Here is an 11806-nt window from a genome sequence, read left to right on the forward strand (position 1 = left end):
AGGGCCGACCGCCGACGCGCCGACCGTCATGCGAGGTCGCGTCGGGCTTCATGAAAGGAACGCTTTGGCGGTCAGTACCGAGACGCGTCACGAGACTTCCCAGGACCTGGCCGGCCGCTCCGCCGAACTGAACGGCGTGCTGCGGCAGGCCGGCCGGGCCCGGGCGGGGAGCGCGCAGGCCCTGCTGGTCCGGGGACCGGCCGGAATCGGCAGGAGCAGCCTGCTGGCCGCCGCAACCGCCCGGCTGCGGGCCGACGGCTTCACGGTGCGCACCGCCGGCGGCGGTTCCGCGGCCGACCGGATCACCGACGTGCTGACCCCTCCCGCCGGGCCCGCGGCTCCGGGCCCTGCCGAGTCCGTGGCTCCGGGCCCCGCCGGGCCGTCGCCCGACCTGTACGCGACCTGCCGCCGCTTCCACGGTCACGTCCTCCGGCTGCTGGCCGACGGCCCGCTGGCCATCGTCCTCGACGATGCCCAGTGGTGCGACGAAACCTCCCTACGCTGCCTCGACTTCGTCCTGCGCAGGGTCGCCGCACACCCCCTCCTCGTGCTCCTCGCCCAGCGGACGGAGAGCGACGGCCCCGGCACGGCCGCCCTCGACGAACTGCTGGCCCAGGGCCGCTGCACGCTGCTGGAGCTGGGGCCGATGAGCGAGGCCGGCACCGGCCGCATGATCGCCGGGGTGCTGGGCGGCCCCGTCGACCCGCTCTTCGCCCGGCGCTGCGCGGAGATCTGCGGAGGCAATCCGCAACTGCTCGGGCGGCTGCTCGCCGGGCTGCGCTGGGCCGGAATCCGCCCTGACCGCGGCGGCCTGCGCCGGCTGCGCGCGGTCCACCGCAGCATCCTGGCCTCGCTGATCCCCGGCTTCCTGGCCGGCCGGCCCCGCCCCGTACAGCAGGTGGCCACGGCCCTGGCCGTCCTCGGCCGCGCCGAGCCCGACCTGCTGGGAGCACTGTCGGGCGTCCCCGCCCGGCACGTGGAGACCGCCCTCGGCGAGCTGCGCCGGTTCGAGGCCGTCACCCCCGGACGGCGCGGCCCGGTGATGGGCGATCCGCTCCGCCGGGCCGTTCTGGCAGGCCTGCCGACCGCCACCCTGCAGGAACTGCGGTCCCGGGCCGCCGGGCTGCTCAACGACGCCGGCCGGCCGGCCGCCGAAATCGTCGGCCAACTCGTCTTCCTGGACCGCATCGACGAGCCGTGGATGCTCGCCGTACTCCGCGACGCCATCGCCGAATCACCCGGCCGGACCGCCACCAGGGACGTGGTCACCTGCCTGCGGAGCGCCCTGACGGCACAGCTCACGCCCGCCGAACGCAAGGACGTCCACCGCGAACTCGCCAGAGCCTGCGCCCCCACGGCGCCCGACGCCGCGCTCTGGCACCTGCACCAGGCCCTCACCGCCGCCCCGGACGCCCGGGAGAAGGCCGCCATCGCCGTCGACTACGGCCTCTCGGCCGCCGGGACCCGCCACGCGGCCGACGCCGTGGGCATCCTCGGAGACGTCCTGGACCGTCTCGACGCCGGCCTGGGCGCCGGCACCGGCCCCGGGCCCGCCGACCGCGAACTGCGCACGACCGTCGCCTCGGCCCTCCTGGTCACCGCCGTCAACGACACGACGGCCATGTCCGCGGCCCGCGAACGGTCCCTCACCTGGGCGCTGCCGCACGGCGACAGCCCCGCCGAGCGCCAGCTGCTGGCCGCCATGAGCGTCATGGCCTGCCTGGAGGGCAGGCCTGCAGGGGAGGCGGCCGCCCTCGCCCGCAAGGCGCTACGCGTCGAGGACGAGGCCCCCGCCGCCGGCTGGTGGGTCATCGGCCCCTCCACCGTGCTCGGCCTGGCGGACGCCGTCGACGAGGCGCTGGCCGGCCTGGAGCGCTCCTGCGCCGGCGGCCTCGCCCGCCACGGCGCGAGGGTGCGGGTCCCGGCGCTGGCCGGCCGGTCCCTCGCCCTCCACGACGCCGGCGACATCGCCGGCGCCCTGCGGCAGGCGCAGGCCGCCCTCGTGCTCGCCGAGCGGGACGGGCAGGGCGACCCCGCGCCCATGGCCCACATCGCCCTGGGCAGCTCCCTGCTCTCCGCGGGCCGGACCGCCGACGCGTGCGTCGTGCTGGACCGCCTGGTGCGCACCGACTTCGTGCTCGAGCACCGCCTTTTCGAGTGGCACCACTACCTCTACGTCCGCGGCCGGGCGCTGCGCGAACAGGGCGACCTGGAAGGCGCCCTGGCCGTGTGGCGCAGGTGCGGCCGCAGCCTGGAGGAAGCAGGCGTGGCCAACCCGCTCCTGGCCCCCTGGTGGCTGCCCGCCACCACCACCCTCGCCCGTCTCGGCCGGACCGCCGAGGCCGCCGAGCTCGTCGAGCGGGTCCAGCCGGACATCCGGCGCTGGGGCACCCCCCGGGCCCTCGGCCTGGGCCTGCTCGCCGCGGCCTGCGTCGCCGAGGGCCGGACCCGGCTGCGGCTCCTCGGCGACTCGGTGGACGCCCTGGCCTCCTCCCCGGCCCGCCTGGAGCTCGGCAAGGCCGAATACCAGCTCGGCCACGAACTGCTGCGCCACGGCGACACCGACGGCGCACGCCGCCACCTTCGCCGCGTCATCGAAAGGGCCACCCACTGCGGCTACCACCTGCTCGCCGCCATCGCGCGCAGACTGCTGGTCACCGCGGGCGGACGGATGCCGCAGCTCGCCGCCAGCCCGCTGGACTCCCTCACCGCCGGCGAGCGCCGCGTGGCCTCCCTGGCGCGCGACGGAGCGAGCAACAAGAAGATCGCCGAGACGCTGTTCATCACCACCCGCACGGTGGAGATGCATCTGACCAACGTCTACCGCAAGCTCGGCGTACGGGGCCGCGCCGAGCTCCCCGGCGGCCTTCGCCCCGCCGGGCTGCAGGCGACGGGCCGGTGAGCGGGAGAACGGACATGTCACCGACCACCACCCCGCAGCCCGCTCCCCGTCCGCCCGGCGACGGCCCGGGCGCGCCCTCACCGCTCGCCGGCCGCGAACGGGAAGAAGCCCTGCTCTCCGCCGCGCTGCAGCAGCTGCGCCACGGCCGGCCCGTGCTCGCCGAGGTGCACGGACCGCCCGGCATCGGCCGCAGCGCCCTGCTGGAACGCGCGGCCGCCCTGGCCGGCCGGGCCGGCATACGGGTCGCCGCCGCCCAGGCCTGCCCGGAGGAGGCCGGCCTGCCCCACAGCCTCGCCGCCGAACTGCACGGGGCCCTGGCGCGCAGCGGCCACGCCGCGGCCCCGCCGCCGCACCAGGGCCCGTGGGAGCCGGAACGGGCCGACCTGTGCCGGGACTTCCTCGCCGCCGCCCGCACCGAGCCGCTGCTCCTCGTCGCCGACGACCTCCACTGCGCCGACCGGGCGAGCCTGAGCTGGCTGCAGGCCCTCGGCCGCCGCCTCGCGGGCACCTCCCTGATGCTGCTCACCTCCCGCAGCGACGCCGCCCCCGCCGGACCCGGGGACCGCATCGACGCGTGCCCCCTGGACGGTGAGCACACCGTCGTCCGGCACACCCTCGCCCTCGGCCCGCTGCCGGACCCCGCCGTCGGCGACCTCCTCGCCCGGGCATGGGACACCCCGGCCGACCCCGTGTTCCAGGAAGCGGCGGTGCGTGCCGTCGACGGGAACCCCGCCCTGCTGCGTTCGCTCACCAGCCAGTTCGCGTGCCAAGGATGGCGGCCGACCGCCGATCACCTGCCCCGCCTCGCCGGCTGCGCCGCGGAGGCCGTCCGGCAGCGCACCCGGCACACCCTCACCGTGCTGCCCGAAGAACTCCGCGCCGTTCTGTGCGTCATCGCGGCCGCCGGGCCCGACTGCACCCACTCCATGATCACCGCGCTCACCGGGGCGCACGCGCCCCGCGCCCTCGCCCGGCTCTCCGGAACCGGCCTGCTCCTCCCCGGCGACCGGCCCGCGTTCCGGCACCCGGCGGCGGCCGAGACCGTCCTGGCCGGCCTGAGCGTCGAGAGCCGGGAGACCCTCCACGCCCGCACCGCCGCATGGGCGTACCGGGCCGCCGCCCCCGACAGCGCGGTGGCGCGCATGCTGCTGGGCGCGCGGTCCGACGGCGCCGACTGGGCCGTCGGCATCCTGCGCGGCGAGGCCGCCCGCCACCGCACCGCCGGCCGGACGGCCGACGCCGCCCGGCTGCTCCGGCGTGCCCTGCGCGAACCCGCACCGCCCGCGCAGCGCGTCCCGCTGCTGACCGAACTCGCGGTCGCCCTCCTGCCCTCCGACCCGGGGGCCGCCGACCGGCACCTGCGCCAGGCCCTGCTCGCCCCCGCCGATGCCACCGCCGGACCCGCCTGGGTACGCGCTGCCGAGCTCCTGGTGGCCCGCGGCGACATGGCCGCCGCCCAGCCACTGATCGCCGGAGCCGCCGAGCGCGCCGCTCCGGACGGCGACGATGCGGCCGCCCTGCGCGCCCTGTACTGGCTCGCCGAACAGAGCGAGCCGGAAGCCGCCCACGAGCTGGACAGCCCTCCGGTCCCGCCACTGCCCGCGCAGCCCGCCGGGGCGGCGGAGGCCGCAGCCGCGGCCTGGCGCACCGCCCTGCGCGGCCAGGACATCGGCCTGGCCCGCCGCCTGGCCCGCACCGCCCTCGCCCCGGAGGCCGCCCGCCGCACCGTGCCGCTCCTGCTGCAGGTGGCCGCCTGCCACGTACTGGTGCTCAGCGGCGACCACGAGGAGGCCTGCACGGCCCTCGACACCGTGCTCGTACGCGCCCGGTACGCGGACGTGCGCCCGGTGGCCGGCCTGGCCCTGCTCGTCACCGGCCTCGCCGAACTGGGCCGCGGACGGCCCGGCGCCGCGTCCGACGCACTGGACCGGGCCCAGGAGGCCATGCTCGGCAACTGCCGCTCTCCGTTCCTCACCCCGGGGCTGATCGCCCTCGCGGCCCTGGTGCGGCTGGAACAGGGCGATCCGGACGAAGCCGAAGGGCTCCTCGCCCTGGCACAGCCGTACGGCACCGTGGCTGGACTGGCCGGGGCCCTCCTGTTCTACGCCCGGGGCCGGACCCGCCTGGCCCGCGGCCAGCGGGAGCGGGCTCTGGCCGACCTGCTGGAGTGCGGGCGCAGGCTGCTCGCCCGGCAGGTGACCAACCCCGCGTTCCTGCCCTGGCGCTGGGTCGCCGCCTCGGCCTGCGGGGCGCCCGCGGACGACCCCGTGGCCGCCGGCCTCCTCGCCGAGGAACAGCACCTCGCACGCGCCTGGGGCGTCCCCGGGGCCCGGCCCGGGAACGTGGCGGAGGGAGGACGGCCGCCCGCGGGCCCCGGTACCGCGCAGCCCACCGGCCGGCGCACACCGGACCCCTCCCCGCGCGCCGCCGCCCCCACCGGCCACCGCAACCAGGCCCGCATCGGCAGACTGCCTGCCGCCGGTGCGGAGGGCCGGCGTGCGGAGGGCCGGCGTGCGGAGGACCGGAGCCTCCCGCCCGGCCCCGGCCCCGCACCGGCGCCCCGGCAGGAACTGACCGGCGCCGAACTGCGGGTGGCCGCACTGGCCGCCGAGGGCCTGCCCAACCGGGCCATCGCGTCCCGGCTGTCGGTCACTCCGCGCACCGTCGAACTGCACCTGACCAAGACCTACCGCAAGCTGGGCATCCAGGGCCGGGCCGGACTGGCCGCCGCGCTGGGGCACCAACCGAAGGCGACATCATGACACCGCTTCGCGGACGCCAACGCGAACTCGACCTGATCACCGCGGCGATGGAGTCCGCCCACCGGGGCGAAGGCCGCCTGCTGGCCGTGACGGGCGGCCTCGGCAGCGGCAAGACCGCCCTGCTGCGGCGGCTGCCCGCGCTCGCCGAACGGCGCGGCCTGCGCGCCCTGACCGCCGGCTGCGCCCCGCAGGAGCAGGACTTCCCCTTCGGCGTCGTGAGCCAGCTCCTCGACCCGCTCCCGGGCGGCCGGGCCCTCGACCCCGTACCCGGCCCGGACCGGTTCGCCGAACTCCTCTCGTTCGTCACCGAGTACAGCGCGGGCAAGCCCCTGCTGGTCCTCGTGGACGACCTCCAGTGGGCCGACCCGCCCTCCCTGCGCTGGCTCGGCGCGCTCGCCAAGCGGCTGCCCGGCGTGCGCGCCACCATGGTCGTCGGCGTACGGGAGGGCGAGCCGGGCGCGGACGCACCACCGGTGCAGGCCCTCACGGAACGCGCCGTCCCCCTCCACCTGGCCCCGCTGCCCGTGGAGACCGTCGAGGCCCTCGTCGCCGACCACCTGGGCCGCCCCGGCGGCGCCGCGCACGTCGCCGCATGCCACCAGGCATCGGGCGGCAACCCCCTCTTCCTCACCGCGGCCCTGGCCGCCCTCGTCCCGGACGAACCGTCCCCCGGGCACGCCCTCGCCGTTCCGGAACCCCGGGCCGTCGCACTGCACGAGCGCCTCACCGTCGCCCTGCGCTCCCAGCCGGCCCCCGTACGCCGGCTCGCCAGGGCACTGGCGGTCCTCGGCGAGGACGCAGGCCTCGAACTGGCCGGCGACCTCGCGGAGCTCGACACCGCCGGCAGCGAGGAGGCCGCACGGTCCCTGCGCCGCCTCGGCCTGCTGACCGACGGCCCCGCACCGCGCTTCGTCCACCCCTCCGTACGGGAGGCCGCCGAGGAATCGATGACATCCGCGGAACACGAGGACATCCACCTGCGTGCCGCGCACCTGCTGCACAGCGGCGGCCACCCGGCGGAACGGGCGGCCGCCCGGCTCCTCGCCGTCACCTCGTGCCACGACGACTGGACCGTCGAGGTACTGCGCTCCGCCGCAACCGCCGCGCGACGCCGCGGAGCCCCCCAGGATGCCGCCCGCTACCTGCGCCGGGCCCTGCTCGGCAGCTCGTCGTCCGGCGCCGGCCGGGCAGCCCTGCTGCTCGACCTGGCCGCTTCGGAGCGCGACACCGACCCGCAGGCCGCCCTGCGGCACCTCTCCCAGACCCTCCTCCTGCTCCCCACCCCCGCCGGGCGCGCGCTCGCCGCCGCCCGCATCCCGCCCTTCCTGCTCGGCAGCTGCCCCCCGCCGGTCATCGACACCGTCGCCAAGGTGGCCGCCGACCTGGGCGACCCGGACGGCCTCGGCGGCGCCGAACGCCAGGCCGCTCTGCGGCTGGAGGCCCGGCTGCGCCACATCGCCGTGGCCGGTCCGGGTGAGATCGGACGCTGTGCCGAACGGTTGCGCGCCCTGGGCGGCACGCCCCCGATCCACACCGCCGCCGAACGCGAACTGGTCACCGTGCTCCTGCACGGCGCCACCGTGACCCAGCAGATGACCGCCGCCGACGTCGCCTTCCACGCCAACCGCGTCCTCCAGCACGAACCCGCGGCCCCCTCCCACGTCCACACCGCACTGCCGCACCTGACCGGCGTCCTGGTGGCCGCGGAATCGCTGGAGGCCATCGGCCCCTGGCTGATGATCGCGCGGGAGCGCGCCCGCCGGGACGGCGCTCCCGCCCCCCGGGCGGTGATCGCCACCGAGCTCGCCCACCTCCAGCTGTCCCGGGGACGCCTGCAGGAGGCCAGGGCCCACGCCGAGGAAGCCCTCGGACTCGGCATGACGGAGTGGGCCACGCTGTCCTCCATGGCCGCCCTCGTCATGGTCACCGTCCACAGCCGGGACACCGGGCTGGCCCGGCGGCTGCTCGCCCACCACCGCGAGATCGCGGACCACGACTTCCGGCCCTCGCCCCTCCAGCTCCTCAGAGGCTCAGTCGCGGCCGTCGAGGGCGACCCGGCCACGGCACTGGAGTACATCCTCGACTGGGGCCGCTCGGCGGAACGCGCCGAATGGCGCAACCCCGCCCTCGTCCCCTGGCGCACCTGGGCGGCCGGGCTGTACCACCGCCTGGGCCGGACCCAGCAGGCCCTCGAACTCGCCGACGAGGAGTACGAGCGGGCCGTGGCCTGGGGCACCCCCGTCGCCATGGGCCGCGTCCAGCGGGTCAGGGGCGCGGCCACGCCGGGGGAGCGGGGCATCGAGCTGCTGCGCGAGTCCGCCGGCCTCCTGGAGAAGTCCGTGAACACCATGGAAGCGGCGCGCACCGAACTGCTCCTGGGCCGACGGCTGCTGGCCGCCGGGCGGCACGCCGAGGGCGAGGTCAGGCTGCGGCGCGCCCGCGACCAGGCCCTCGCCTGCGGCGTGCCGTGGATCGCCGAGCGGGCGTCCCGGGAACTCGCCGACCCGGCCGGCTCCCGCACCCCGGTGGCGGTGGCGGCGCTCACCCGCTCCGAACGCAGGGTCGCCGGGCTCGCCGCCAGCGGCGTGCCCAACAAGGACATCGCCGAACGGCTGGAGGTGAGCTCACGCGCCGTGGAGAAGCACCTCACCAGCGCCTACCGCAAGCTCCACGTCGCCGGACGGGCCGAACTGGCCGCGTTCTCCCTCCTGCTGCCCGGACCGGCGGACGACTGACCGGGCCCGTACCGAACCGAAGCCTCCGTACCTGCAGTAACCGAACCTCCGGGCCCGGCGGCCACAGGGTTAGTGCGGACCCGTCCGGATTTCGTTGACACTCTTCGAGCGGTCTCCATACCGTCCAGTTCGGGGTGATCCGGGATTCACCACCCGGCCTCCACAGGCCGGGTGAGCGTCCCCGGTCACCCGGACGAGAAGCGCGAACGGCTGCCGGCACCGGACCGTACCGGGACATCCTCACGGCCGTGCCGTCCCGCGCGCCCTCGCATTCGCCTTCCTCTCCCCGAAAGCTCAGGAGAAACAGCGTGGTAGCACACCAGCCCCTGTCCCGCCGCCGCATGCTCGGCCTGGCGGCCTTGGGCGCCGCCGCACTCGCCGGCCAGACCACGATCACCGCCGCCCCCCGCGCGGCCGCCGCCGCCCGGACCGGCGGGGGGAGCGGGACGTTCGTCCCCGCCGTCGTGGTCGGCACCGGCTACGGCGCGGCCGTCTCCGCGCTGCGCCTCGGCGAGGCAGGGGTCCCCACGCTGATGCTGGAGATGGGCCAGCTGTGGAACCAGCCCGGCCCGGACGGCAACGTCTTCAGCGGGATGCTCAAGCCCGACAAGCGCTCCAGCTGGTTCAAGACCCGCACGGAGGCCCCGCTGGGCTCCTTCCTGTGGCTGGACCTCGCCAACCGGGACATCGACCCCTACGCGGGCGTCCTGGACCGGGTGAACTTCGACCAGATGTCCGTGTACGTGGGACGCGGCGTCGGCGGCGGCTCGCTCGTCAACGGCGGCATGGCGGTCACGCCCCGGCGCTCGTACTTCGAGGAGGTGCTGCCCCAGGTCGACGCCGCCGAGATGTACGACCGGTACTTCCCGCGCGCCAACTCCACCCTCCGGGTGGGCAACATAGACAAGAACTGGTTCGAGCAGACCGAGTGGTACAAGTTCGCCCGCGTCTCCCGCGAGCAGGCCGCCAAGGCGGGCCTGAGCACCACCTTCGTGCCCAACGTCTACGACTGGGACTACATGCGGCGCGAGGCGGACGGCACGGTGCCCAAGTCCGGGCTGGCCGCCGAGGTCATCTACGGCAACAACCACGGCAAGGTCTCCCTCGACAAGAGCTACCTGGCGGCCGCCCTGGGCACCGGCAAGGTCACCATCGAGACCCTGCACCAGGTCAAGACGATCCGTCAGCAGAAGGACGGCACGTACCTGCTGACCGTGGAGCAGAAGGACCCTGACGGCAAGCTGCTGGCGACCAAGGAGATCTCCTGCCGCCACCTCTTCCTCGGCGCCGGCAGCCTCGGCTCGACCGAACTGCTGCTGCGGGCCCGGGAGACCGGCACCCTGCCGAACCTCAGCTCCGAGATCGGCGCGGGCTGGGGCCCCAACGGCAACATCATGACCGCCCGCGCCAACCACATGTGGAACCCCACGGGCACCAAGCAGTCGTCGATCCCCGCCCTGGGCATCGACGACTGGGACAACCCCGACGCCCCGGTCTTCGCCGAGATCGCGCCCATGCCGGCGGGCGTGGAGACCTGGGTCAGCCTGTACCTGGCCATCACCAAGAACCCGCAGCGCGGCACCTTCGTCTACGACGCGGCCAAGGACCGGGCGGACCTGCGCTGGACCCGGGAGCAGAACGCGCCCGCGGTCGCCGCCGCGAAGTCGCTGTTCGACCGCATCAACAAGGCCAACACCACGATGTACCGGTACGACCTCTTCGGCAAGCAGCTCAAGGCCTTCGCCGACGACTTCTGCTACCACCCGCTCGGCGGCTGCGTGCTGGGCAAGGCCACCGACAACTACGGCCGGGTCGCCGGTTACAAGAACCTCTACGTCACCGACGGCTCGCTCATCCCCGGCAGCATCGGCGTCAACCCCTTCGTGACCATCACGGCGCTGGCGGAGCGCAACGTCGAGCGCATCATCAAGCAGGACGTCACCGCGTCCTGACCCGCGGACCGGAGGAACCCCGAGGAGGACCGGCCCCGGCCGGTCCTCCTCGGGACCGGCCCGGCAGGAGGACGCGGGCGGGTGCCCGCACTCCGCTGTGCCCTTTCCCGGACCGGAGCACCGGAGAACCGGAAAGGAACGACTCCGTGCACACCCCGCTCGCCGCGGACGACTGCCTGTGGATCCGCAGGTTCCACCCGCGTCCCGACAGCCGCGTCCGGCTGGTGTGCCTGCCCCACGCGGGCGGCTCCGCCGGCTTCTACCTCCCCCTGTCCCGGGCCATGCCCGAGACCGTCGAAGTGCTGTGCGTGCAGTACCCCGGCCGCCAGGACCGCCGCACCGAACCGCTCGTCGACTCCGTACCGGCCCTCGCCGACCAGGTCTTCGGCGCCTTGCTCCCCTGGACCGACCGCCCGCTCGCCCTGTTCGGCCACGGTCTGGGCGCCTCCCTCGCCTTCGAGATCGCCCGGCGCCTGGAGCGGGAGGACACCGTGCCCGCCGCCGTCTTCGTCTCCGGGCGCCGCGCCCCGTCCACGCACCGCAGAGAGGCCGTCCACCGGCCGCCGGCCGACGAGGAGGTGCTGCGCATGATCCTCCCGGCCAACCGGGCCGCCGACTACCGCGCCGCCGAAACGTACGTCTGGGAACCCGGGCCGCCCCTGCGCAGCCCTGTGACCTGCCTGGTCGGCGACGGCGATCCGAAGCTGACCGTGGAGGAGGCCACCGCCTGGTCCGGGCACACCGAAGGCGCCTTCGCACTGAAGGCCTTCCCCGGCGGGCACTTCTTCCTGGTCCAGCACCCCATGGAGGTCGTGCGCCTCCTGGCCGAGCAACTGGGGGCACCCGTACGGGCATAGGCGCCCGCCGCCCCACCCACGCCACGTGTGAGTCATTTTGGCGGATCTCAGTCGGTCAAATGTCGCTGATATCCGACGACTTGGCGTGCGTCACCTGTTTGACCAGTGACGGGCGCTGTGTCACAGTCGTATGGCACGCCCATGGCGTTCGTCGGGAGTCCGGCGGGCGCAGGATTTCCTGAGGTCCCAGGGAACGGGAGGCTGACGATGGAAGACCGCAACACGCAGGACAGCGGCTCGGTGATGCGCCACGCGCGGTTCGGTGCGCTGCCCGAGCGGATCGCCTACGAGGACATGGTCGAAACGAAGGAGGCTTCGCCGAGGAGCTCCGCGCGAGACATCAGTGGCCCCGAAGGGACGGGAAGTCTGCTGACCTGTCTGGCGTGGGACCTGGTGCTCTGAAGCGCACCACCCCCCGTGGAGAAAAGGGCTTGCCGGCGGCCGCGCGGAGCCTGATAAGTTTGTTTCGGCAGTGATCCTTCGCAGAGGAGTTCAGACATGGCGGGTGACGACGACATCTCCGGGTGATACCCGGATCTGATCGACCACCGGCAGGCGCGCATGTGGCAGCGCCGCCGTCGTGGTCGTCTCGTCATCC

At 75.3% G+C, this 11806-nt stretch carries 6 protein-coding genes; all 6 read left to right on the forward strand.

Annotated elements, in window-relative coordinates; genetic code table 11:
• The first annotated feature begins 64 nt into the window (after positions 1 to 64).
• The 6 genes from ACFPP6_RS02605 (at position 65) to ACFPP6_RS02630 (ending at position 11610) form a co-directional block, all read left to right on the forward strand.
• The gene (locus ACFPP6_RS02605) at positions 65 to 2902 is read left to right on the forward strand and encodes a helix-turn-helix transcriptional regulator (protein WP_382036617.1); all 2838 of its coding nucleotides are present in this window, start codon (positions 65 to 67) and stop codon (positions 2900 to 2902) included.
• A 14-nt stretch (positions 2903 to 2916) separates the two neighbouring features.
• Positions 2917 to 5664 (forward strand): AAA family ATPase, encoded by a 2748-nt coding sequence (locus tag ACFPP6_RS02610; RefSeq protein ID WP_382036620.1) that lies wholly within the window; start codon positions 2917 to 2919, stop codon positions 5662 to 5664.
• Entirely contained in the window at positions 5661 to 8399 is a 2739-nt protein-coding gene (locus ACFPP6_RS02615; RefSeq protein WP_382036623.1) for an AAA family ATPase, read from the forward strand. Before ACFPP6_RS02610 ends, ACFPP6_RS02615 begins: the two co-directional genes overlap by 4 nt.
• 341 nt (positions 8400 to 8740) lie before the next feature.
• Complete coding sequence (locus ACFPP6_RS02620; protein WP_382036795.1) at positions 8741 to 10351, forward strand: GMC oxidoreductase; 1611 nt, start codon at positions 8741 to 8743, stop codon at positions 10349 to 10351.
• A 146-nt stretch (positions 10352 to 10497) separates the two neighbouring features.
• On the forward strand, positions 10498 to 11208 hold the full coding sequence (locus tag ACFPP6_RS02625) for a thioesterase II family protein (protein ID WP_382036625.1): 711 nt from the start codon (positions 10498 to 10500) through the stop codon (positions 11206 to 11208).
• 207 nt (positions 11209 to 11415) lie between these two features.
• Positions 11416 to 11610 (forward strand): hypothetical protein, encoded by a 195-nt coding sequence (locus ACFPP6_RS02630; protein WP_382036628.1) that lies wholly within the window; start codon positions 11416 to 11418, stop codon positions 11608 to 11610.
• The last annotated feature ends 196 nt before the right edge of the window (positions 11611 to 11806 follow it).

This window comes from Streptomyces aureoversilis (assembly GCF_042657885.1).
Taxonomy (GTDB): Bacteria; Actinomycetota; Actinomycetes; order Streptomycetales; family Streptomycetaceae; genus Streptomyces; species Streptomyces aureoversilis.

What these genes read in the sequence shown, in the direction of transcription:
- ACFPP6_RS02610 (WP_382036620.1), top strand. Translation starts at nt 2,917, where the DNA reads ATGTCACCGACCACCACCCCGCAGCCCGCTCCCCGTCCGCCCGGCGAC.
- ACFPP6_RS02615 (WP_382036623.1), top strand. Translation starts at nt 5,661, where the DNA reads ATGACACCGCTTCGCGGACGCCAACGCGAACTCGACCTGATCACCGCG.
- ACFPP6_RS02620 (WP_382036795.1), top strand. Translation starts at nt 8,741, where the DNA reads ATGCTCGGCCTGGCGGCCTTGGGCGCCGCCGCACTCGCCGGCCAGACC.
- ACFPP6_RS02630 (WP_382036628.1), top strand. Translation starts at nt 11,416, where the DNA reads ATGGAAGACCGCAACACGCAGGACAGCGGCTCGGTGATGCGCCACGCG.